We start from the raw sequence: 23386 nt of genomic DNA on the forward strand, positions 1-23386 counted from the left end.
CGCCTTTGTGCTCAAGCACGTCATTGGGGCAGAAATCGGTGAATGCGGCAGTCATCCCGATTGGGTAGGCTGACGCCCAACGAATGGGTTCACAATTCTCGCGAGGGGCTCTGCGGGTGAGTATCTACGAAGACCTGGGCATCAAGCCGATCATCAACGCGTCAGCAACACTCACCAGACTTGGTGGATCGCGCATGCCCAGGGAAGTCCTCGAGGCAATGCATGCGGCTGCTGGCTCGTTTATCGATCTGCCACTCTTTCAAACACGGGTCGGCGACCGCATCGCCGAGCTCACCCGGAATGATGCCGCATTCGTTTCCTCAGGTGCGGCAGCTGGGATCGTGCTCTCGGTCGCCACTCTAATGGCAGCGCCGAACGAACCCGATCCGATGGCGTATCCGATGCTCAAGGGCATCACCAGGAACGAAGTGATCGTTTTCACTTCACAGCGCAACGGCTACGACTTTGCGATTCTCCAGACCGGCGCCTCTATCGTTGCGTGCGACGACACCCTCGAATCGTTTGAGTCGGCCATAACCGGGCGTACAGCGTGCCTGGTCTGGTTTGCCGGGGCGCTGGCAGTGAAATCTCCGCCGATCGAGGATGTCATCGCGATCGCCAGGAAACACCACGTCCCGGTTCTGGTTGACGCCGCTGCCCAGATTCCACCGGTTTCGAGTCTCTGGCACTACACCAAGGTCCTCGGCTGCGATGGTGTCGTCTTCAGTGGCGGCAAAGGTATCCGTGGGCCGCAAGCTGCCGGTCTGGTCCTTGGGACCAGGGAACTGATCGCAGGTTGCCGCCGACTTTCACCGCCAACGCAGGGCATCGGTCGACCCATGAAAGTCGGAAAGGAAGAACTCGCCGGAATGCTCGCCGCCGTCCAGTACACACTGGATCGGGACGAGGACGCGATTCTCCAAGGTTACGAGGCGATCGTCCAGAACTGGATCGAAGACCTCGCCGCGATCCCGGGAGTGACGACGGAACGCGGCTTCCCAAGTGAAGCTGGTCAACCTCACGCCCGCGCAATCGTTCATCTCGATGCCGGTTTCGGCAAGACGCGCGACCAGGTAATTGACGAACTCAAGAACGGCGATGTCTGGATTGAGGTATCTGCACTAGCCGATGAACCGAATGCCATAGCCCTGAATCCGCAGACGCTGACGAGCGACGAGGCCGCTGTCGTTGCTGCTCGATTGCGACAGGTTCTGACAAGCTAATCAAGTCTCCAGGAACACTATCGATGGCATTCAATGTCAGGAAGCGTGGCAAACTCACCTATTACTATGAAGGCGATCGACCTGTTCTCTCGGCGCTGGTCACCGAGGAACAGACGGATGGCGACCTTAAGATTCATTTCGCTGGTCTGACAGGTGGCTACTCAGCGAAGGGCATATTGGGACTCAGCGAAGTCGTGTCGATGGATCCCCATCAGGAAGTCGCACTGGTCTTCAGGTGCTGGGAGAAGTGGCTGGTCGAGGCGGGAATCTGCTCGTCTCTGGAGGATATCGATTTCATTGAGATGCATGCGTTCGGTGCCCAACCGAAGACCCCGAACATCCTCGCCGACCCCGCCGGATATGCCGCCGAGCAGGATCGCCTTCGGAAAGCCTATGCCGAGGCGTACTCATCCTTCTTCGCCGATAACCTTCCCGAAAATGGAGTTCCCTGCCGCTTCACAGTCCATCTGATCGATTTCCCGGACAAGGCAGCCTCGTACGAGTTCTATACAACCGCGCTCCTCCAACGCGCATTGCAGAAGGGTTAGTCGTGCTAGCGCACCCGACCCGTGGCACGGGCACCCAGCACGAGATCGCAAGTGGACTATCAGGTGCAGGCGGGGTGAGGTGGGGGCGAATGGGAGCAGGCGCCGTTTCACCGGACCGGTGTTGAACAACCTGCCTGCGATGCAGCAGGTCGCCCGGACCCTCGTATCTCCATAAGTCACCGATTTGCCGAGAGCCAAAGCCCGTCCGCAGGCAACATTGGCAAGTCAGCTCCGCAAGCGCTCCCGGGTCTGCTTTGACTGGACCGGCTCGGATGGGAAGGCTGCGCCTGCCGGAGGCAACGTTTCAGCCCGCTTGAGCCAACCGGCGCCGGCAACGCCGTGCCGAGGCCGGGCAGAATCTTCATGATGATACCGCTCGTCTGGATGATCTCGGCGTCAATGATGCCTCTCTCCGAGGTTATCAAAGTGCTGCCGGTCTGGTTCGACATCAGCAAGTGGTCGCTCGACAACTATTACGAAACGCTGGTCAATTAAGGCGAACCCCGTCCACACCGCCCAAAGCGGACATCCGGTCTTCCTGAGTACCTGGAACTATGGCCAGGATCTATAAGAGCGCTATCTGGCCGGCCGTTACACGAGCCGAGTCATCGATCGCAAAACACACGCTGTTCTGCAAAATGACCGCCTGCTCGGCTGGCCACCGATCTCGACCTACCCCTACTGTTTAGTGGGCATGCCCCCGGCGGACTTTCTGTCTACCGTGCGCGCATGATTTGGGGGCCGACTTGATGAACCGCTTTCCGGCAATGCATGGCGTGCAGGGCAAACGCCTGCATGGCCTGACGCGAACGCTCCTCGTTTCCATCGCGTCGCTGGCGATCCTCGCCGCTGGCCCCCTCGGCACCAGCACCGCCTTCGCCGCCGGCGGCGAAGGTGGCAGCGGCGCGGCCGGGGGCGTGGATTCCAATACCGGCGCGGGCGGGGCCGGCGGTAATGGCGACTTGATGTCCGAAGCCGGCGGTGGTGGTGCAGGCCAGACTGGCGGCGCCGGCGGCGACATGATCGGTTTCCCGGGCAATGCCGGTGCTGGCGGACTGGCGCCGGCACCGGGCACGTTCGTCGGCGGCGATGGCGGCAACGGCACGTCCAGCGGCGGTGGTGGCGGCGGAGCCCACGGCTTTGTCGGCGCCGATTTCAGTACGTTGACCGGACCGGCCCAGGGTGGTGACGGTGGCGACGGCGCCAGCGGCGGCGCCGGCGGCTATGGCGTGGTCATCACCGGGACGGGGAACCTGGGCAACACCGGTCAGACCGCCACCGGCGGCAACGGCGGCAATGGCGGCAGCGCGTTCCTTTCGGCCGGCGGCGGTGGAAGCGGCGGCACCGGCATGGTGTTCAGCAATGCGGCTGGAGCGACTGCGAACATCAATGCCATAGTGACGGGCGGCAATGGCGGTGATGGCGGATATACGCAGTTTGCGCAGGGCCCCGGCGGCGCGGGCGGCGCCGGCGTGGTGTCGCTGAACGGCGGTACCATCACCACCAGCGCGGCGGTCAGCGGCGGCAATGGTGGCAACGACGCCATTGGCGGCGCCGGCATCATCTTCGGCGGCACCGGCACGCTCACCACCGGGGCATCCACCACCGGCGGCAACGGCGCCAGCGCCATCGTCGTCACCGGAGCGGCGAACCTCATCGCCGGCGGCACGGTGACCGGCGGCTTTGGCGCCGCCGGCGTTTCCTTCGGCAGCACCGGCACCTTCACCATCACCGGCACGGTGACCGGCGGCGCCAACGGCGCCGGCGCCAATGTCACGACCGCCACCACGACCACCATCAACGGCGCCCTCACCGGCGGCGTCGGCAATGCCGGCGGCGTCGGTGAGGACTTCGGCCTTGGCGGCGAGGCAGGCGCCAGCGGCCTGGTGCAGGGCGCCGGTGGTACCGTGAACGTCAACGCCGCCACAACCGGCGGCAATGGCGGCGCAGGCAGTGGCGGCTACGTCATCGGCGGCAGCGGCGGCGGCGGTGGCGCCGCCATCGTGCTCAGCAATGGCGGCACGGTGAACGTCGATGCGGCCGTCACTGGCGGGCAAGGTGGCGCGGGCGGCCTTTCGAGCTTCACCGGCGGCGGCGGCGGCGGCGGCGGCGCTGCCATCTTGCTCAGCAATAGCGGCACGGTGAACGTCGATGCGGCCGTCACTGGCGGGCAAGGCGGCGCCGGCGGCCCTGCGATCACCGGCGGCAGCGGCGGCGGCGGTGGCGCCGCCATCGTGCTCAGCAATGGCGGCACGGTGAACGTCGACGCGGCCGTCACTGGCGGGCAAGGCGGCGCCGGCGGCGCTGCGGACTACGACGGCGGCAGCGGCGGCGGCGGCGGCGCTGCCATCGTGCTCAGCAATGGCGGCACGGTGAACGTCAATGCGGCCGTCACTGGCGGGCAAGGCGGCGCGGGCGGCCCTTCTAGCTTCGGTGTTGGCAGCCCCGGCGCCGGTGGCGCCGGCATATCGGGCGCCGGCATCGACATCGCGATGACCACCCCCGGCAGCGTCGCGAGTGGCGGAGGCGGCGCCAACGCCATCACCTTCACCGGTGGCAGCAACAGCATCATCGGCACTGGCGGCACCATTGCCGGCGCGGTCCGGGTCGATACCGGCGCAAGTCTCGACATCGATGGTGGCACGCTCAGCCTGACGAGCGCCATCAGCGATATCCAGCTCGGCGGCACGCTGAACCTTTCGGGCAATGTCACCACCAGCGACATCGCGCAGATCACCACCACCGGGTCGGAGATCCACTACGCCAACGGTGCTGTGGTCGCGAGCGCCATCGTGCTCAACAGCAACGACACCACCCTCGACGTCGATACCGGCGATGCCGCCGAGCAGTCCGGCAATATCACCGAGACCGGCGGGGCCCGACCGATCGAAAAGACCGGCGGCGGCACGCTGGTGCTTTCGGGCAGCAACACCTATACCGGCGCCACCACCGTCAGCGGCGGCACGCTCGAGCTGCAGAACGGCGCCGCCATCTCCAATACCGGCGCGGTGGTCCTCGACAACACCGCCGGCGTCAACCTGGTGGTGACCGACAGTGAGACCATCGGCTCGCTCGCCGGCGGCGGCGCCAGTGGCGGCAATGTGCAGATCGCGGCGGGGCAGACGCTGACGACCGGCGGCGCGAACACCTCCACCAGCTTCGCTGGCATCATCTCCGGCAGCGGCGGGCTCACCAAAGCGGGTTCCGGCACGTTCATCCTGTCGGGCAGCAACAGCTATGGCGGCATCACCACCGTTGCAGCCGGCGTGCTCGATGTCACCGGCTCGCTCACCGGCACATCGCAGCTTGATATCACCGGCGGCAGCTTCATCGGCTACGGCACGTCGATCTCCGACACCGCCGCGGTCAATGTCTCGGGCAGCGGCCTCTTCGACCTGCGCGGCAGCGAAACCATCGGCGCGCTAACCAATAACAGCGTCGTTTCGCTCGGCGGGAACAACCTCACTGGCGATGTGCTGACCACCGGCGTGCTGTCGGGCACCGGCACGGTGAACCTCGACATTAACCTCCAGACCGGCGCCACCGACCGGCTGCACGTCGCTTCGGTCGCAGCCGGCGCCAGCACCACTTACGCCTTCGACAATCTGGGCGGCGCCTGGCTGATCCCCGACGTACTGGTGGTCCAGAATGACGCCGCCAGCTATGACGGCGCGTTCAGCTCCACCGGCCTGCCGCCTGCCGGCCTCGTCAGCTTCAGCCTGATCGACAATGGCGGCGATCTCTACGTCCATGCCGAAGCCGATCTCGGCGTCCTCGGCGGCATCACCGATGCCGTGACGCTGGCGCAGTCGACCGTCGGCGCCATGCTCGACCACCCGTTGGGACGGATCGGCACGGCGCGCAATGCCGATGTCGAAGGCAGCGATTGCGGCCTCGGCGCGTGGCAACGCGGCCTTGGCGGCAGCGCTTCGGCGACGGGCGAAACCTTCACCGACAGCGGCTCTTCCGCTGGCTCTTCGACGGTTGGCCTCAGCTTCGGCGGCGGCCAGTTCGGCGTCGATGTCGCCTGCGCCGATGTCGGCAGTTCCGGCATCGACGTAGCGTTGGGCGCGTTCGGCGGCTTTGTCGCCGGCTCCACCACCCAGTCGATCGACGGCATCGTGCCATCGACCACCGAGGCCAGCTTCCAGCAGGGTTCCGGGGGCATCTATGCGGCCATCGCCAAGGATCAGTTCGCCGCCGAGCTGCAGGCCCGCTACGACGCCACCGACTTCGTGTTCAACAACACCAACGCCAGCTACGGCCTGGTCGATGCCGACCTCCACACCGATCGCTACACGCTCAGCGGCTCGGCGAGCTACGCGATATCACTGGGCGAGGTGGACCTGACCCCGCGGGCCGGCTTCTCGATCAGCCAAACCACCGCCTCGGTGCTCGAATTCCAGAATGGCGAGACCCTCGCCCCCGATGCCGCGTTGAGCCTCGTGGGCTTTATCGGCGGCACTTTGAGCAAGACCTTCCTGCTCGAGGATCAGCTCACCGCGGTCACCCCGTTCCTCACCGGCACGCTCTACAACGACTTTGCCGATGGCCCGACCTCGGTGTTTACCGACCAGGTCGGCAACGAACTGAACCTCGTGTCGGAAAACCAGGGGCTGGTCGGGGAAGCGAGCCTCGGCATCGGTGTCTCGCGGCCCTTCGGCGACAACGCGCAGTTCGACGCCTCCCTAACCCTCAACACCCGCTTCTCCGACCAGCTCGAGGGGTACGGGCTGGCGGCGAAAGCGCGGCTGCAGTTCTGACCGGCGTGGCGAGACACGTGCATTCTTCCCGCTTGCTTGGCGGTCTGCTGCTGCTTGCTCTCGTCACGGGGCCTGTCAGCGCGCAGGACGCGCCGGTGGCCGCCGAACCGCTGCAGATCGGTCCTGCCAACGACAGCCCGCAGCCATGGGCCATCAACTGCTCCAACGAGGTCGGCCGCGACACCATCGTCTGCACCATGACGCAGGCGCTGGTCGCGCGAGACAGCAACCAGCGCATCATAGCGGCGACGATCTACCGGCCCAGTCCCGACGCGGCAGCGCTGCTGCGCATCAACCTGCCGCACGGCATCCTGCTGCAGCAAGGCGTCGACGTATCGATCGATGCCGGCGCCCCCACCCGGGTGCCCATCACCATTGCCGACCAGAACGGCAGCTATGCCACGCTCGAGCTCACGGCCGACCTGCTGGTGGCGCTGCAGGGCGGCGGCCTCGTCACCTTCGGGGTCAAGGCGGCCAACGGCGAAGCGGTTGGCTTCCAGCTCTCCCTCAAGGGCTTCACCTCGGCCTTCGCGAAACTCTGAAGCCGTCCCGGCTCGCCGGGCAGCCCTCCACCCCTACCGCTCCGGCAACCCCGCACCCACCATCGCCGCGATAACCCGCGCGCTCGCCGCCAGGAACACCGGGCTTGCCCCCGTCGTCGGCGGCGCAACGTTGGCGGCGGTGGTGCCGGGGCGGAGGGTCAGGGCCTTGGTCAGGGTCGCTTCGGCTTCGGCCTGGCGGCCGAGGCGCTGGTAGGCGGCGGCGAGCAGCATCATCGGGCGGCCCGAGGCCGGGGTGATGGCGATGGAGCGCTGCAGCCAGTCGATGGCGGCGGCGTCGCGATCCCGAGGACACGACGACCACCGGGCTCGAGGGCCGCGTCCAGGCCGGCGTCCGGCTCAACGTCAGCCCCAGCGCCGCGATCAATCTCGGCGGCGAGTTGGGCGGGCTCGGCTCGGAACAGCGAACCTGGTCGCTCAATGCCGGGGTCAGCGGCGGCTTCTAGCCCGCCGCGGGCCCTCACGTCGCGAGCACTGGTCGGGTCGAGCCGCGCAGCATCACCTCGACCGGCACCACCATCTCGCGGAAGGGAAAGCTGCCGGTGTCGAGGCGATGGAACATCGCATTGGCCGCCGCTTCGCCGAGCCGAAACGCCGGTGCGGCGACCGTGGTGAGTTCGGGCGTCGAATAGCGCCCGAATTCGAGGCCGTTGAAGCCCGCCACCTGGATATCGCCGGGAACATTGCGGCCGACGCCCTGCAGGTAGCGCATCGCGGCAATGGCCATCTGGTCGTTGCCGCCGATGACCAGGTCAGGTTCGTCGCCCTTGGCCAGAAACGCCCCCAGTGCCGCCTGGCAAGCCTCAAAGCCCTCATTCGCCGACTTGACCACGCTGAGGCGGACCTCGGGCCGGCTGGCGAGAATTTCGCGGATGCCGCCCTCGCGCCGCTGCATGGCGGCCCATTCCAGCGCCGGCACGAGGAACAGCACGTGTCGCACGTCGCCGGTGACGAGGGCGCGGGCCAGCTCACGCGCCCCGCCCCGGTCATCGAAATGGATCGAGGCCGCATCGCGGACCTCGTCCGGCACTTCTTCCTGCAGGATCACCAGCGGCTGGTTGGTGGCGGCGATCCGCTCCACCACCCGGCGGCGCGTCGCACGGGAGCCCGACAGCACCATGCAGAAGCCGTCAGTCTCGATATTGCGCAGGAACGACGCCTGCTCGACCTCGTCGGGGCCGACGCCGTGGAGGATCGTCGAGTAATCGAGCCGGTGCAGCGCGGCGGTGAGGCCGGCCAGCATGGCGGCGGTCAGGGGGTCGGAGAGAAAGAACGGCGACGCATCGACCAGCACCACGCCGATGATCTGGCTGCGCTGCGTCCTCAGCCGCCGCGCCAGCGCGTGCGGGCGGTAGCCGAGCTCCTGCGCCACGCGCCGCACCCGCGCCGACAGCTCCGGCCCCACGGCGCCCGCCCGGTTGTTGAGCACGTTCGAGACGGTCATCGGCGTTGTCTGGGCCAGCCGCGCCACGTCCTTGAGCGTTACCGCCTTCTTGCTAGGGGGCAAGTTTCCTCCAAGGGCATCAGAATCTGCCGTTTTGAGGCATATTATCCGCTTGAGCTGTCGATGTCTGTCAGCTCGCCCAGTCCTGCACCTCGCCCACGATGGCGATGTGCTGGCCCTGGTTGACCCGGGCGCCCCAGGCTTGTGCGGCGAGCCGCCCGGAGACACCTGCCCTGACGGGCCAGGCCGGCAGTTCCAGCCGCTGGAAATCGTGCAGATAGCCGATCGTCGCTCCGGCAGTGACAGCGTCGCCGGGCTTGCGGAGCGGCTCATAGTGGCCGTCGAACGGGGCGACGATGGTGCAGTTGCGGTTGACGATCGAGAGTTTCACCTGGGTGCCGTCGGCATGGTGATCGATCGGCTTGATGGTGCCGCGCAACTGCTCCCAGTGGATGGCGGCCGCCCGGATGCCCTGCCGGCCATAGCGCACGCCGTCGGGATGGATCGAGCGGCCCCAGCCGAGCTCGGCGCCGATAGTGACCTTGCCCTGCCGTTCCGCTTCGCTGGTCAACAGGCCCGGTGTCTCGTTCTGGTAGACCAGCACCACCGGCGAGCCGAACCAGCGGGCCGATTGTTCGATCCTGAAACTCTGCTCGCGGTCGGCGATCGGATGGAAGCTGGGGCCGAGCGCGAACTGCGCCACCTCGCCCCCGGCATGCAGGTCCAGCACCACATGCACATGCGGCCAGATCGTGGTGCGGACGAAATCGGCGATGCGGTGGGTGATCCGCCCCAGGCTCGGCGTGCGGCCGGCATCGGCCACGAAGGCGCGGTTGAGGTTGACCCCGTCATCGTTGACCGAATCCCGCGCTCCGGCGCGGAACGCCGCAACGTTCAGCACCGGCACGAGGATGATGCGGCCGCGCACCTCGCGCATGTCGATCTCGCCGAGCAGGTGCTTGATGGCAATCGGCCCCTCGTACTCGTTGCCATGCGTCGAACCGAAAGCCACCAGGCCCCTGCCCGGCTGCGCCTCGGGGCCGATGAACACCGTGAGCGGCACCAGGTGGTCGCCCCATATGCCGTCATGCGGCAGCGCCACCCAATAGTCGCGGCGGCCCGGCGAGGTGAGATCGAGCTCGGCGACGTTGACGATGCGGCGGTCCATGCTTGTCTCCTCAGCGGGCGCGATGCGCGTCGATGAAATCGGTGTCGACCTCGATGCCAATGCCGACGCCATCGGGAATGGCGATGCAGCCCTCGGCATCGAGGCTCAGCGAGGTCGGCGCGATGCCTGCCGTCAGTGGGCTCTGGCTCACATTGAACTCGACGAAATGCGCCCGCGGCAAAGTCGCGATCAGCTGCAGGCTGTAGCCGGTCAACAGGTGCGTCAGCCAGGAATGCGGCACGAGGTCAATGCCCGCCCGGTTGGCCAGCTGCGCCACCTGTTTCGCCACGCTCAGGCCGCCGCAGCGCGTCAGGTCGGGCTGGATGACATCGACACAGCCGCTCTCGATGAAACGGGCGAACTCCCACACCGTCGAGACCTGCTCGCCCGCCGCCACCGGCACCGGGCTCGCGGCCCGCACCGCGGCATATTCGTCGAAATTCTCGGGGTGGATGAAATCCTCGACCCAGCGCACGTCATAGTCGCCGAGCCACTGGCAGAGCGTCTCGTTGTCGGCGCGGCTGCGCGGCTGCATGCGGTTCGGCGTCACCGTCGGATACCAGCCGGGGTCGACCATCAGGTGGCGGTCGGGCCCGAGCGCCTGCCGGGCGGCGGCCACCAGTTCGCGGTCTCGCCCCGGATCCTGGCCGAACACCCCCCAGCCGAACTTCACGGCGCGATAGCCCTTGTCGATATAGCCATTAGCGGCGTCGATCATGCCCTCGGGCGTCGAGCGGAACAGCGTCGAGGCATAGGCCATCACCTTGTCGCGCCGCCGGCCGCCGAGCAGTTCGGCCAGCGGCATGCCGGCGGCCTGCGCCCGGATCGACCACAGGCAGTTGTCGAGGGCCGAGATGCAGTGCATGGCGATGCCGCGCCGGCCGTAATAGGCGCTGCCGACATAGAGCTTGTCCCACAGCCGCTCGACATCGAGCGGGTTCTCGCCGACGAGCAGGCTCCCCAGCGTCTGAAAGCCGACCGTCGCCATGCCCTCGCCGGCAATGATGCTGACCGCCGCCGGCGCCAGCGTTTCGACATCCGACCAGCCGGTGAGACCCTCGTCGGTGGCGACGCGGATCAGCAACTGCCAGTCGCCGTTATCGGTGGCCTCGGCGCCGCTGGCCCCCGCGCCATAGGCGGCAGTGCCGCGCAACAGGATCGGTTCGACTTCGGTGATCTTCATGTTCTGTCTCGCTTCAGCTCGAGGGTCACGACTTGAGGCCGCCGTGCCACCAATGCTCGAACGGGTTCGCGTAAAGGATTGAATCAATTGTCGTCTGGCTGATCCGTGGCAACCTCGTGCCCTCGACCTGCTCGTTGATGGCGTTGAGCCCATCGATCGATTCCCGCACCTCGGCGAACGGGAAGTCGGTGCCCCAGAAGATCTTGTTGCGGTCGTTCACCCGGTATTCCTGCGCCGTGACCAGGGTGTTCCAGAACTGCCACGGCCGGTAGAACAGCGCCGACACTTCGGCATAGACATTGGGGCGCTTCCGGATGACCACGATGCACTCCTCGGCCCAGGGGTGCGCCATATGCGCCATGATCATCTTGAGATCCGGGTAGCGCGCCGCGATGCTGTCGACATCGAGCGGCCGGCCGTACTCGATCGGCGCGTTCTCGGCAAATGTCGTGCCCATATGCATGGTCAGCGGGATGTTCCGCTTCACGCAGAACTCGTAGACCGGCACCATGCGCGGATCGAGCAGCGACACGCCATTGTAGATCGGCCCGAACTTGACTCCCTCTAAGCCGAGATCGTCGATGGCGTGCACCAGGAGGTCCATGTAGTCGGGCCGGCGCGGATCCATGGCGGCAAAGCCGACGAACTTGTCGGGATACTTCTTCACCGCCGCCGCCGTCACCTCGTCATCGCCGTCGATGCCGGCGCTGTCGCCGTAGCGCAGCGAGAAGATGATGGCTTTGTCGACCTCCGACATCGCCTTGTAGACCGTGTCGGCATCGGCCAGCTGGCTCACCGAACCCGGCCGCGAGGTGGCGGTGCCGGTGGTCAGCAGCGGGCGGACATGCTCGGGGTTCCAGATATTGACGTGGCAATCGACGATCATGGTGCCCTCACAAGACGCCGAATTCTTCGTAGACTTCAGCGAGGCTGCGCCCGGCCAGCAATGCGGCTTTGGTCTTGTTCTCGCCCTTGAGCCGCTCGGTCGCCGCGGCGACCACCTGGGCCTCGATGGCCTTGGGCACCACGACGACGCCGTCGCCATCGCCGAAGACGATGTCGCCGGGCGAGATGCTGACGCCGCCGCACTGCACCGTCACATCGGTATCGATGACCCGCGCCCGGCCCTTGCTGTCGAGCGGCCCGATGCCGCCGTGGAACACCGGAAAGCTTAAGGCTCGGATCTCGGCGATATCGCGCACCAGCCCATCCATCAGCGCGCCCGCCGCGCCGCGCACCTTGGCTGCGGTGCTGAGCAGGCCCCCCCACGGCGCGATCCGGCCCGACGTGCCGCAGGCGCAGACCACCACGTCGTCAGCCGCCAGGCTGTCAATCAGCTTGATCTCGCCGGCATGCGGGTTCTCGTCCGGTCCGGGCTGCTGATAGATATCGGCATAGATCATGGTGCGCGCCCGCCCGACCATCTTGAGGGCGTCATCGAGCGGCCGGATGCGTGATTGGAGCGCCTGGTTGCGATAGCCCAGTTCGTCGAGCACGTCGGAAAGCAGGGCGGAGAAAAAACTCTCGCGCATCAATTGCACCACCGGGTCGGAGCTTTGGCGGTCAGCGTTCATTTTGGTCAGTTCCGTTGGTAGGAGGTTGGTCGGTAGCGGCCCGGTCAGACCCAGCCGGCATCGACGATGAAGTTCTGCCCGGCACAGGAGCGGCTCTCGTCGGCGGCGAGGAACAGCACCATGTTGGCGATGTCGGCGGGCTGGATGCGCCGATTGCTGAGCGACTGGCGGGTTGCAATCTGCTGCTCGGCGGCATCGTCGATATAGGTGGCGAGCTGCCTCGGGGTCATCACCCAGCCGGGGATGACACAGTTGACCCGGATGTTCTCGGGTCCCAGTTCACGCGCCATCGAGCGGGTCATGCCTGTGATCGCCGCCTTGGCGGTGGCATAGGCGATGGTTTTGGGGGCGCCGAACAGCCAGACGGTCGAGCCGATATTGATGATCGAGCCGCCCCCCGCCCCGGCCATGGCCGGGCGCACCGCCTGCGCGGCAAAGAAGTGATGCCGGAGGTTACGCGCCATGCGCTCGTCCCAATAGTCGGGCTCGACCTCGGCGATGGTGTGCGGATCATCGCTCGCGGCATTGTTGACCAGTGTGTTGATCGGGCCGAAGCGCTCGATCACCGCGGCGATTGCCAGCCGCAGCGCGGCGATGTCGCGGATATCGCAGTGCTGGTAGAGCGGCGCCGCGTGCCCCTCGGCCGCAAGCGCCGCGACCAGCGCCTCGGCACTCGTATCGTCGATATCGACGAACGCCGCCTGCGCCCCCTGGCGGGTGAACTGCGCCACCATTTCGGCGCCGATGCCGCTGGCCCCGCCGCTGACGAAAACCACTTGGCCCCTGAGGCTCGGATAGCTTGCCCCGGTCATTGCCGGCCCTCCCCGCTACGCTTCTGCTTGTTGCTGTTGTCGATCACGACTTCACCGACCCCGCCGTCAGGCCCATCAGGAAGTAGCGCTGGAAGATGGCGAAGACGACGAGCGTCGGCACCATGCTGATCACCGTCTGCGCCGTCATCGCCCCGAGATTCTGCGTGTGCTGCAGGCTTTGCGTCGCAATGCCGACGATCAGGGTGCGCTTGTCCTCGCTCTGGGCGATCAGCAGCGGCCAAAGGAAACTGTTCCAGGTGTTGACGAAGGTGAACACCGCCAGAACGATCGCCGGCTGGCGCGCCAGCGGCACGATGATCTTCATGAGGATCTGCAGCGGGTTGGCGCCATCGATCTTGGCCGCCTCGAGCAGCGCGTCGGGGATCTCGGAGATGAACTGCCGCATCAGGTAGACCCCGACCGGCGCCGACAGCAGCGGGATGATGAGGCCGGCATAGCTGTTGACCAGCCCCAGCCGCGCCACCAGCACGTAATTGGGCAACAGCGTCACCGCGAACGGCACCATGACGGTCGCCAGCATCGCTGAAAGCAACCAGGCGCTGCCCTTGAACTTCAGCTTGGCGAAGGCATAGCCGGCGAGCATATCGACGATGACGGTGAGGATGGTCACTGCCGTGGTGACGATGATCGAGTTGAGCAGCCACTGGATCGACACCTTGTCGGCAAACACCCCCAGATAGTTGGCGAGGGTGAACGGCGCCGTGCTGCTCGCCAGCGAGTCGAAGCTGGTGATCGGCTTGAACGAGGCGACGACGACGAACAGCACCGGGCAGATCGAAGCGAGAACGACGAGGATCAGCAGCGTGTGGGTGCGCAGCGCCGCCCAGACCTGGCGGCTGCTGAGGCGGACCCGTGGGCGCGAGTGCGGCGCCATCAGCGCGCCTCCCGGCTGCGGGTAAACAGCACGATCGCGCCGGCGAGAAGGATCGAGAACACCATCACCGCGACGCTGATGGTTGCCGCGTAGCCGACCGAGCCGCCCCCGAACACCGATTTGTAGATGTACCACATCACCGTATAGGTCGAGGTGCCGGGCCCGCCCTGGGTGAGGACGAAGATGATGTCGAACACCTGGATGGCGCTGATCGAGGTGAGGATCAGCACCAGCTGCAGCACTGGCTTCAACAGCGGCAGGGTGATGTGCCAGAAGGCGCCGCTCGGGCTGATGCCATCGACGGTGCCGGCCTCGTAAAGCTCGCGCGGGATGCCGTTGAGGCCGGCGAGGAAAATCAGGCTGTAAAAGCCCACCGACGCCCAGGCGCTGATCAGCGCCACGGCGATGAGCGCCACCGTGCCCGACTGCAGATAGCTGAGCTCGAACCCGAACGTGTGCTTGAAAAAGCCGTAGATCGGGCCGGCATCGCGATCGAGCATGATCTTCCACACCAGCCCGGTGGCCGAAACCGAGAGCAGCGAAGGCACGTAGATCAGCGAGCGATAGACGCCGCGGAATTTCACCTGGCGGGCGAGCAGGATGCCGACGCCGAGCGCCAGCCCCACGGTGACCGGAATGTTGACGGCCATGAACAAGAGCGTGTTGCCGATGGTCGAGCGCAGCAGCCCGTCACCCAGCAGCGCGCCGAAATTCCCTAAGCCGACAAACCTGAACTTGCCGATCAGGCCACCCTGAAACAGCATCAGGTAGAAGGTGTAGACGAACGGCACCACGACGAACGCGGCGAACAATCCGACTTTCGGGGTGAGGAAGACGAGAGCGGAGATGAACTCCGCCCTCGCCTGTGCCTTGATCGCCTGCATGAGGTGCTAGAGCCCGGCGTTGGCGGCGAGCGTCGCGGTCTGCTGCCTGGCGTCGGCGATCACCTGATCCAGCGATTTCTGCCCGCTCAGGTAGTTGTTGATCTCGCCCACCAGATACTCATAGCCGTTATACGGCAGGGCCGCCGGGAACAGCATCGACTTGGTCTGCGGCAGCGCGGCGGCGAGGAAATCATAGGCCCGCTTCTCGCTCACCTTGCCATACATGGCGGCGGCATCGGCATTGGTGCTGACCGGGAACAGCAGCGATTGCGCGATGTAATCGTCGTATGGCGCACCAGATGTCACGTACTTGATGAAATCGAGCGCCGCCGCCTTGTTGGCGCTGGCTTCGGCGATCACCAGATAGCCCGCCGCCCCCGAAACGAACGCCCCTGCCGGGCCCGCCGGCGGCTCCACCACCTGCAGCCGGGCATCGGGGAAGTTGACGAACTGCTGGACGTTGGCTTCCACCCATTGCAGGCCCGCCTTGCCGGCCGGCAGCAATTCGCTCCACTGCGTCGCATCGGCATAAAGGGTGAGCGGCGTCGCCGCGCCGCTATCCTGCAGCGCCTTCAGATGCTCGAGCGCGGCGCGGCCCTCGGGCGTATCGAAGCCGATATCCTTCATGTCGGCGCTGAACGGCGTCACCCCGTAGGAGAACAGCACGTTCCAGATGTAGTTGATCACCACCTCATAGGAGCCCGGCCAGGCCATGCCGTAGATCGCCACCTTGGATTTGTCGAAGGCCGGATCGCCGAGCGGCTTGCCCGCTTCGTCGAAGGTGAGTTTCCTGGCGAACTCCAGCAGCTCGTCATACGTCGTCGGCAGGGCGGGCTTGCCGGCCTTTTCCCACACGGCTTCGTTGAGGGCGAGAACGAAGCGGCTCGAGATGTAGGGGTAGCCGTAGAGTTTGCCGTCGCGCGTGGCCGACGCGATCATCGCCTCGTTGATGGCGCTGGTATCGAGCGCCGGATCGATCGCCCTGAGGTCCGCGAGCAGCCCATTGGTGCCGAACTGGTTGAGCGTGTTGGTCACCTGGTAGGAGACGTCGGGCGCCGTGCCGGAAACGAACGCAGCCGTATACTTGGCGAGGAACTCGGCCCACGGCACCAGCAGGTGCTCGACGCTGTTGCCGCTCGCCTCCTTGAACCCGGCGACGGCGGTCGCCCAATAGGCGTTCTCGCTCTCGGCCGCCATGTTCGGCATCTTCCAGAACTGCAACGCCGCCCCGCCTTGCGCGAAGGCTCCCCCAGTGGCCGCAGCGAGTGCGGTGCCGGCCATCAGCGCGGCGGACATTGTCAACAGACGGCGCCGGGTGACCGGCGCGACGGCACTATGGTTTGGCAACGACATCTGTTTCCCTCCAGATTTATCGATAAAGCCAAGCTGCATGACAATTCCACGCCTTGTCAATCGAGATTCGGCAGGACCACGCCGATTCCGGGGCCAAGTCGACAGGATCGAGCCTTCTAAGAAGATATATCGATAAATCGCATCCGGAGGCCGGCACGGGTCGCCGATCGCCAACCCACGCAGGATGTGCGGTGGAGGGAAGACGGACGTGGCGCGCGCCGGCTACCGGCTGATGCTGGAGGCCGCAGACAGCGGCGCGGCATCGGCGCTACAGGATGTGGCGATCACTTCGTGGGCGCTCGAATAGCGACCCGATCGGATAGCGGTACCGACCTCAACCCGCCGCCGCCTCGCGGCGATCGTAGTCGTAGGCGATCGCGGCTTTGAACTGGGCGATCTTTTCCAGCAGCGCCGCCCGGTAGGCGGTGGGCGAAACATCCCGGTCCTCGGGGCGGGTCAGGCCGCGCGAAACCGGCACCAGCAGATCACCCGGGCGCGTGCCTCGCAGCGAGCGGATACTGGCCGCATCGCCGCCTTGCGCGCCGAGGCCCGGGGCGAGGATGATCGAGCGCGGCAGGAGCGTGCGCAGCCGGCGCCCTTCATTGGGGACCGTCGCCCCGATCACCGCGCCGATCGGGCTGAGGGAGCCGGCATCGTCAGCGGCGAGCCCGGCATCGCCGGGGGCGAGGCCGGCAATCAGGTCGGCGACGCGATCCGAGATCAGCCGGTTTCCCGCCATCTTGTCCTGCAGCCACCCGGCGCCCGGATTGGAGGTTCGGCAGAGTACGAACAGGCCCTTGCCGAAGCGGTTTGCGCACTCGACGAAGGGCTCGAGCGTATCGGGCCCCATCAACGGGTTGATGGTTAGGCAGTCGGCCTCGAAGTCCCCGCTCCCGCCCTCGGCTGCCGGCGTCAGGTAAGCACGTGCATAGGCGGCGGCCGTCGCGCCGATATCGCCGCGCTTGGCGTCGAGAATGACGCCCATTCCCGCTGCCCGGGCCCGCTTCATGCCCGCCGACAGCGCCTCGAGCCCCGCCAGCCCGCCGGCTTCGAAATAGGCGGCCTGAAACTTCACAAACCCGACATGGCCCTCGGCGGCATCGAGGATGAAATTGACATATCCGTCGATCCAGCGTGTCGCGTCGCCCTGCTCGAAGAACCGCGGCAGCTCGGCAAGCGAGGGGTCGATGCCGACAACGAGTTCGCCAAACGCTTGAACATTGCGTTCGACCAGCTCAACCCAGGACCGGCTTTCCATCGCATCTCCCTTCAGACCGTCGACCATGAACGACACGGCTCTTCGGCGTCGCCCCCGCCTGCTGTAGCAGCCATTGCGGTATCCCAGCGGAGGTCCGGCGTGAAGCACCAAGTCGCTTGCCCGCGCTCAGCGCCCCACTCAGCGGCTGCAGCCGTTTGCCCAAGCCGCCCCGGCAGGCTAAGCGTGGCCGCACGCTTTGCAATCGAGAACGGCACTATGACTGAGGTCATCACCTACGACGAGCGGCACTTCCCAGAGGTCAAAGCTCTGTGGCAGGAGGCGTTTCCAGACGATGCGCCGTGGAACGCCGCCGAAACTGCAATCGCCGAGAAGCTGAAACTGCAACCCGACTTGCTGCTGGTTGCTGTCGACGGCGACCGGGTCTGCGGGTCGGTCATGGCCGGCTATGAAGGACATCGCGGCTGGATCTCCCGCATCGCGGTCAGCCGGTCGCACCGAAATCGCGGGGTGGGTCGCGACCTGCTCGCCGAGGCGGAGCGTCGTCTCGTTGGCCTCGGCTGCGTGAAGATCAACCTGCAGGTCGTCGAGACGAATGCCGCAGTGGTCGAATTCTATCAAAGGTCCGGCTACCGGATCGAACCGCGCATCAGCATGAGCAAGCTTGTCCGGCGATAGCGCCAGGCGGACACCCGCTCCAGAGGCACTGCGATATCCGCCTTACTGCCGGCACATGCTGCGCCCTGCCCCGGCTCAGGCCGTTCGGCTGGCCATCACGCGCTGCCACTGCCGACGCGCCACGACGCCCGCCACCACGCCGAAACCGCCGCCGGCGAGCTTGACCGCGAGGTCGAACAGCCGCCCGTGCCGGGAGGCCGAGACCAGTTGCAGCGCTTCGAGCGCGATGGCGGCGCCCAGCACCAGCGCGAGGACCAGCCACAGGTGGCGCGGATAGGCGAGCGCGAAGCAGAGGCCCACGGCCGCGAAAGCCGCGAAGCGTTCGATGCTGGGGGAAAAACTGCTGATCGGCCTGAGCCCGATCGGCGCCAGGGTGACGAAGGCGATGGCAGCGAGCAGCAGCCAGGCGAAGGCAGGTAACAGGCGCATGGGCAGGCGGATCTCCGGATCAGACGGCGTTGCGCCGGGTCTTGGACGAGAAAACCGTCAAGACGATGATCCAGCAATCAAGGAAAATCGACCAGTTGTCGATGTAGTAAAGATCGTGCCGGGTGCGGCCTTCGATCTGCTCGAACGTCGTGGTCTCGCCGCGATAGCCGTTGACCTGGGCCCAGCCGGAAATCCCCGGCTTGATACGCTGGCGATGCGCGTAGCTGGCGACCTGCTCGCCCAGCTCGTCATCGTGGACAAGCGCGTGCGGGCGCGGCCCGACAAGGCTCATCTCGCCGCTCAGCACGTTGATCAGCTGCGGCAGCTCATCGATCGAGGTGCGGCGGATGAAGGCGCCGACCTTGGTGATGCGTTTGTCGCCGACCTTGGCCTGCGTCATCTTGCGGCCGGATTCGGTGACGGTCATCGAACGGAACTTCCAGATGTGGAAGGTGCGACCGTTAAAGCCCCGCCGCTCCTGCCGGAAGAACACGGGGCCGGGGCTGTCGAGCTTGATCAATAGCGCGATCACCGCAAGCAGCGGGCTGAGGAACAGCAGGCCGAGGCCAGCGCCGGCAATATCGAACAGGCGCTTCATCAGCACCGCGCCATCGCTCATGGGCTTGCGCAACGAGCGCAGCGCATTGTTGGGGCCGAGCGGCACCACGTCGAGGAACTTGAAGCTGACATTGTCGGTGGCCGGCACGCAGACCACGTTGATGGCGAAGCGCTTCAGCTCATTGGTCAGCTTTTCCAGCCCATCGATATCGCCGATCTCGCCGACAAAGACGATGAACTCAGCGCCATGCGACACCCAATGCTGGGCGAAATCGACGACGGAGCTCAGCTGGTAGGCGCCCTCGGCATTGACCGTATCTTCGAGATAGAGCGTGCCGGCGAGCCGGTAGCCGGTCTTCCACAGGTTCCCGTTGACGAGGAAGCGCACCGTATCGCCACGGCTGCCCACCACCGCCACCTTCTGGAACTGCAGCCGCCCGGCTTTGATGCGCGTCGTGACCGCGGCATAGGCAATGGTGCGGGCGAGCAGCAGCGCCGGTACGCCGAGGACGAACGCCGCGATCAGCGAGACACGCGACAGATCGTCGGCGACCCCAATGAAGAAAGCGCCGAACAGCGCGATGGCGAACGCGCCGGTCCAGCTGAGCACGCTCTGCACCAGCGTGGTGTGCGGCGGCTGGGCCCGATCGAGGAACTGGTTGGCGGAGATGGCCGAGAACGCGCCATAGAGGACGCCCACCACCGCCGAGTAGATGCCGTAGAGCCCGAACGGAATGTCGATCGCCGCAACGCGGAGAACGAACCCGTGATAGAGCAGCGCCGGCAGCAGCATCACCATCGCGGCAAGGGCGCCTTCGCCCAGGGCAAAAGCCGTGCACAGCGCCGCCTGGTTCGCCACCACGCGGCGCGCTTTGCGCCGCTCCACGCCCTGGTATCCAAGCTCGCTCTGCGCCACAGCAAATTGCCTCAAATTGTTGGCATTGCAGGGCTTTGTTCGGCCCGCCGCCATGCCCTCTCGTCTAGCAGGTCGCCGGATTCGCCCCAAGCAGTTGGTTAAGCTGGGGTTAACGGAGTGGTTCGGCGAGCCCGGTTAAGGATACCGCCAGTTCGGGCCTCGACGCCACCCGCCCCTGTGTTAGGGAAACATTAACCCAAGCCCGGAGCCGGACAGGTGACGACGTCCCATAGCAAAGCGGTAGCGATTTTGGCAGCGAACCCGGCGTTCGCGGCCATCCTCAGCCGTGCGCTGGAACAGGATGGCGGCTATCGCGTGGCGAGTTTTTCCAGCGTCGAGATGCTGACGACGTTCCTGCGTATCTCGCCGGTCGACGTGGTGGTGCTCGATACCGACCTGCCCGGCGCCCCGGCCATCGATATCGCCCGCGGGTTGCGCAGCCACCTGAAGCTGGCCAGCAGCGCCTTCGAGATCGTGACGCTGACCCGCGCCGCCGTGGCGTTCCACCGGCCGCTGCTCGCGGCAGGGATCGACGCGGTACTGGAAAAGCCGGTGACCCCGCAGCAGCTGCTCAACTGCATCGACGGGCTGGTCGAAGTCGAGCGCGTCGCCGCCGTGCAGCACCAGGCCCTGCCCATGGTGCGCGCCTTCGAGCTGAGGCCCGTGCCGGCCGAGCGCGTCGGCAACGTCATCCCGCTGTTCGGCGAAGGCCGAGTGCGGCGCTAGCCCACGTAAACTGAGAGAGACGGGCCCCTCCCTCGCTATTCGAGCGCCGCTCTCATGACCTTCTCCCCCTTGCAGCAACGACGGGCCGACCACGGCGATCTCGAGCGCTGAGGCAAAGTACGGCGGGGTCGATGCGGGCTGTGGACGCGCGGCACGACCCCGCCGGCAACCGGACGCGGCAGTCGGGTTGCTCCAATAGCTACGCATTGGCGGCAAAGGAGTTTCAGCTGACGCCTGGCGCTGCCCCCATCCTTGATCCCTCCCCGCAAGGGGAGAGAGACGCAAGCTGGGATGCTGGTGTGCGGGTCTCCCTCCCCCTTGCGGGGAGGGGACAGGGGTGGGGGTCAGCCCGCACCGGCCCCTCTGCCAGCCCCTGGCGCAACGGCCCTCGTACAAATCCCCGATCCGCTCCACGGTGTTGTGGTCCGCCCTGCCCCGAGCAGCGCCGCATCGGTCAGCTGACCCGGCATCGCTTGGTGGTGGCCCTTCCAGCTCAGGCCATGCCTCCCCCTCGTGCAACCCGTCGGGCCCGACCGGTGTTTCAGCGCAAACCGCCGCTTGAACGGCGGGCAACACGGGAGAAGGTCCATGCAGAGCACTCAATCAACTCCCCGGCGCAGCAATCCAGGCTTTGCCAGCCGGCAGCGCGCCAACCGGGCGATCAGGCCGTTTGTCGCGAGCCTGGGGTCGTGGAACGTCAAGGCGGCTCATTTGAAGGCGCGCGCCAGCTCGGTCTACGCCACCGAGGAGGAACGCACCCTGGCGCGGCTAGAGGGCGGCGCACTGCTGGCGGAGATCCGGCACCGCCAGAGCGACTACCTCAACGCCATCAAGGGCGAGCCGCCACATGATCGGCTGACCGATATCGCCGCCACATTCGAGCGGCTGGTCGACCAGCTCGAGCAGGTCTCACGCATTCCCTGAGCGCGCGTCCGAGAAGGAAAGGTCTGCAACTTTCCTCCTCGCGCTCAGACCGGCAGCGCGAGGTTCTCCGATGCGTTCCAGCCGGGCAGCGCTGTGCAGCGATAGAGGCGTAGCCGGCTGCCTTCGGTGATCTCGGGCGGCGCCCAGCCATTGGCCACCAGCTCCGCTTCGACGCGGCGCGGATCGGCGGTGATGATCACTTCCGAGGCGGCAGTGAGAAAGGCGCTGAACTCCCGGCGGAGTCCCTGTTCGTCTTCTGCCACCATCACTTCGGCCCGGCCGGTGGGCTCATCGCTGCGGCCGAGGATGTTCACGGCAAAAACTGCCATTCGCGTCTCCAACTGCTGCTGTATTTGCGTCGAATCTAGGTATCGGCCGAGGCCGATCAAGAGGTGCCGGTGCGGCCGTCGCGTGGGTGCTAGCGCAGCAGCGCCTCGTACTGGTCGCCGATCCGCTCCACGGTATAGTCGGCCGCCCTGCCCCTGAGCAGCGCCGCATCGGTCGGCCGCTCCAGCGTCGCGCCCATCGCGTCGGCCAGCGCGTCTACATCGCCCACCGGGGTCAGCGCGCCATACTTGCCATCGGCAAGAATCTCGCGCGGGCCGTGCGGGGCGTCGGTGGAAACCACGGGCACCCCAGCGGCCATGGCTTCGATCAGCACATTGCCGAACCCCTCGCTGGTCGAGCTGAGCACGAACAGGTCGGCGGCGGCGTAGCAGGCTGCCGGGTCGTTCACGTAGCCCGGGAACAAAACCCGCGAAGCGATTCCGAGGACTCGGCTTTCCGCTTCGAGTTCGCCGAGCAGCGGGCCTTCGCCGAACAGCACCAGCCGGGCGGGACGGGTTTTGAGCAGCGCCGCGAAGGCGCGCAGCAACGTCTTGTGGTCCTTCACCCCGACCAGCCGGCCGGCAGTGGCGATCACCGGCCCCTCTCCCAGCGCCGTGAGCTCCGCCTGCCAGGGGTAAACCTGCCCGGTTCGGGCCGCCGCGGGCGGCAACGGATTGTTGATCACCGCAATCCTGCCGGCAGCCACGCCGCGCGCCGCGATGTCGCGACCGACCCCGGCGGAAACCGCGATCGCCTTGGTGGCGCGGGCGGCGACAAGGCCCGACAGCAGCACGGCGAGCTTGGAGCCGAAATCGTTCGACGGGATCGCGGCGGCGGCATGAAAGCTCGGGAAGAACTTTGCCTTGCTGAAGCCGAGGTTCAGCGCCAGCGCGGTGATCAGGTTGGCAAATTCCGGGCCGCTGAACACCGCGTCGGGTTTGAGCCGCCGGTAGAAGCCGGCGCTGCGCCACAGCCCGGCGATGGTGGCGGGCTTGCCAAAACCTTCGCCGTGGATCGGCATCCCCAGGTCGACGAAATGCACCGCATCGGAGCGGAGCGCCGCGTTGGGGCCTTCGCCGTTCCAGGTAAACAGCGTCACCTCGTGGCCGCGGCGCGCCATTTCGTTGGCCATCAGCACGAAGACGCGCTCGGCGCCGCCGCCCCGAAGGCTCGGGACGTGGAAGACGATGCGTCGCTGCATTGCC

At 66.4% G+C, this 23386-nt stretch carries 23 protein-coding genes; 8 read left to right on the plus strand and 15 right to left on the minus strand.

Annotated elements, in window-relative coordinates; translation table 11 throughout:
* The first annotated feature begins 116 nt into the window (after positions 1-116).
* From ACSQ23_RS25435 to ACSQ23_RS25455, 5 genes are all read left to right on the plus strand, one after another.
* Positions 117-1223, plus strand: a complete 1107-nt coding sequence (locus ACSQ23_RS25435) for an aminotransferase class V-fold PLP-dependent enzyme (protein WP_436092304.1) — start codon at positions 117-119, stop codon at positions 1221-1223.
* A gap of 23 nt (positions 1224-1246) precedes the next feature.
* A complete protein-coding gene (locus tag ACSQ23_RS25440; protein WP_436092305.1) occupies positions 1247-1771 on the plus strand; it encodes a hypothetical protein in 525 nt (174 codons plus the stop codon).
* Positions 1772-2134: 363 nt separating this feature from the next.
* Complete coding sequence (locus ACSQ23_RS25445; RefSeq protein WP_274532720.1) at positions 2135-2266, plus strand: hypothetical protein; 132 nt, start codon at positions 2135-2137, stop codon at positions 2264-2266.
* A gap of 254 nt (positions 2267-2520) precedes the next feature.
* Complete coding sequence (locus tag ACSQ23_RS25450) at positions 2521-6534, plus strand: beta strand repeat-containing protein (protein WP_436092306.1); 4014 nt, start codon at positions 2521-2523, stop codon at positions 6532-6534.
* Positions 6535-6551: 17 nt separating this feature from the next.
* The gene (locus tag ACSQ23_RS25455) at positions 6552-7076 is read left to right on the plus strand and encodes an invasion associated locus B family protein (RefSeq protein WP_162247980.1); all 525 of its coding nucleotides are present in this window, start codon (positions 6552-6554) and stop codon (positions 7074-7076) included.
* Positions 7077-7109: 33 nt separating this feature from the next.
* On the opposite strand, the gene ACSQ23_RS25460 is transcribed toward ACSQ23_RS25455, so the two are convergent.
* The 11 genes from ACSQ23_RS25460 to pyrF form a co-directional block, all read right to left on the minus strand.
* Positions 7110-7310: a tetratricopeptide repeat protein gene (locus ACSQ23_RS25460; RefSeq protein ID WP_436092307.1), complete on the minus strand. Its 201-nt coding sequence runs from the start codon at positions 7308-7310 to the stop codon at positions 7110-7112.
* 244 nt (positions 7311-7554) lie between these two features.
* Positions 7555-8601: a LacI family DNA-binding transcriptional regulator gene (locus tag ACSQ23_RS25465; RefSeq protein ID WP_436092308.1), complete on the minus strand. Its 1047-nt coding sequence runs from the start codon at positions 8599-8601 to the stop codon at positions 7555-7557.
* Positions 8602-8668: 67 nt separating this feature from the next.
* Entirely contained in the window at positions 8669-9706 is a 1038-nt protein-coding gene (locus tag ACSQ23_RS25470) for a succinylglutamate desuccinylase/aspartoacylase domain-containing protein (RefSeq protein ID WP_055883825.1), read from the minus strand.
* Positions 9707-9716: 10 nt separating this feature from the next.
* Complete coding sequence (locus ACSQ23_RS25475) at positions 9717-10889, minus strand: mandelate racemase/muconate lactonizing enzyme family protein (RefSeq protein WP_436092309.1); 1173 nt, start codon at positions 10887-10889, stop codon at positions 9717-9719.
* Between the two features lie 25 nt (positions 10890-10914).
* Positions 10915-11775 (minus strand): amidohydrolase family protein, encoded by an 861-nt coding sequence (locus ACSQ23_RS25480; RefSeq protein WP_436092310.1) that lies wholly within the window; start codon positions 11773-11775, stop codon positions 10915-10917.
* A 7-nt stretch (positions 11776-11782) separates the two neighbouring features.
* Complete coding sequence (locus ACSQ23_RS25485) at positions 11783-12463, minus strand: RraA family protein (RefSeq protein ID WP_436092311.1); 681 nt, start codon at positions 12461-12463, stop codon at positions 11783-11785.
* Between the two features lie 44 nt (positions 12464-12507).
* Positions 12508-13275 carry an SDR family NAD(P)-dependent oxidoreductase gene (locus ACSQ23_RS25490; protein ID WP_055883833.1) on the minus strand — a complete coding sequence of 256 codons (768 nt, stop codon included), beginning with the start codon at positions 13273-13275 and terminating at the stop codon, positions 12508-12510.
* Positions 13276-13318: 43 nt separating this feature from the next.
* On the minus strand, positions 13319-14170 hold the full coding sequence (locus ACSQ23_RS25495) for a carbohydrate ABC transporter permease (protein WP_055883836.1): 852 nt from the start codon (positions 14168-14170) through the stop codon (positions 13319-13321).
* Positions 14170-15054, minus strand: a complete 885-nt coding sequence (locus ACSQ23_RS25500) for a carbohydrate ABC transporter permease (protein ID WP_055883839.1) — start codon at positions 15052-15054, stop codon at positions 14170-14172. Before ACSQ23_RS25500 ends, ACSQ23_RS25495 begins: the two co-directional genes overlap by 1 nt.
* A 6-nt stretch (positions 15055-15060) precedes the next feature.
* Complete coding sequence (locus tag ACSQ23_RS25505) at positions 15061-16350, minus strand: ABC transporter substrate-binding protein (protein WP_436092455.1); 1290 nt, start codon at positions 16348-16350, stop codon at positions 15061-15063.
* Positions 16351-16741: 391 nt separating this feature from the next.
* On the minus strand, positions 16742-17665 hold the full coding sequence (pyrF, locus tag ACSQ23_RS25510) for an orotidine-5'-phosphate decarboxylase (protein WP_436092312.1): 924 nt from the start codon (positions 17663-17665) through the stop codon (positions 16742-16744).
* A gap of 216 nt (positions 17666-17881) precedes the next feature.
* Here pyrF and ACSQ23_RS25515 point away from each other — a divergent pair, with 216 nt between their 5' ends.
* Positions 17882-18301, plus strand: a complete 420-nt coding sequence (locus ACSQ23_RS25515; protein WP_436092313.1) for a GNAT family acetyltransferase — start codon at positions 17882-17884, stop codon at positions 18299-18301.
* A 75-nt stretch (positions 18302-18376) separates the two neighbouring features.
* Here ACSQ23_RS25515 and ACSQ23_RS25520 read toward each other — a convergent pair whose 3' ends face one another.
* Both ACSQ23_RS25520 and ACSQ23_RS25525 read right to left on the minus strand, forming a co-directional pair.
* Positions 18377-18730 (minus strand): VanZ family protein, encoded by a 354-nt coding sequence (locus ACSQ23_RS25520; protein ID WP_436092314.1) that lies wholly within the window; start codon positions 18728-18730, stop codon positions 18377-18379.
* A 19-nt stretch (positions 18731-18749) separates the two neighbouring features.
* The gene (locus tag ACSQ23_RS25525; RefSeq protein WP_162247981.1) at positions 18750-20174 is read right to left on the minus strand and encodes an exopolysaccharide biosynthesis polyprenyl glycosylphosphotransferase; all 1425 of its coding nucleotides are present in this window, start codon (positions 20172-20174) and stop codon (positions 18750-18752) included.
* A 246-nt stretch (positions 20175-20420) separates the two neighbouring features.
* Here ACSQ23_RS25525 and ACSQ23_RS25530 point away from each other — a divergent pair, with 246 nt between their 5' ends.
* Positions 20421-20930, plus strand: coding sequence for a response regulator (locus ACSQ23_RS25530; RefSeq protein WP_436092315.1), 510 nt, complete (start codon positions 20421-20423; stop codon positions 20928-20930).
* Positions 20931-21518: 588 nt separating this feature from the next.
* A complete protein-coding gene (locus ACSQ23_RS25535; protein WP_055883854.1) occupies positions 21519-21854 on the plus strand; it encodes a hypothetical protein in 336 nt (111 codons plus the stop codon).
* A 44-nt stretch (positions 21855-21898) separates the two neighbouring features.
* Here the strand turns inward: ACSQ23_RS25535 and ACSQ23_RS25540 are convergent, their stop codons facing one another.
* Both ACSQ23_RS25540 and ACSQ23_RS25545 read right to left on the minus strand, forming a co-directional pair.
* The gene (locus ACSQ23_RS25540; protein WP_055883856.1) at positions 21899-22183 is read right to left on the minus strand and encodes a hypothetical protein; all 285 of its coding nucleotides are present in this window, start codon (positions 22181-22183) and stop codon (positions 21899-21901) included.
* Between the two features lie 89 nt (positions 22184-22272).
* Positions 22273-23382: a glycosyltransferase gene (locus ACSQ23_RS25545; RefSeq protein WP_436092316.1), complete on the minus strand. Its 1110-nt coding sequence runs from the start codon at positions 23380-23382 to the stop codon at positions 22273-22275.
* Between the last annotated feature and the right edge of the window lie 4 nt (positions 23383-23386).

The sequence above is a fragment of the Devosia sp. LjRoot16 genome (assembly GCF_964252795.1).
GTDB lineage: Bacteria > Pseudomonadota > Alphaproteobacteria > Rhizobiales > Devosiaceae > Devosia_A.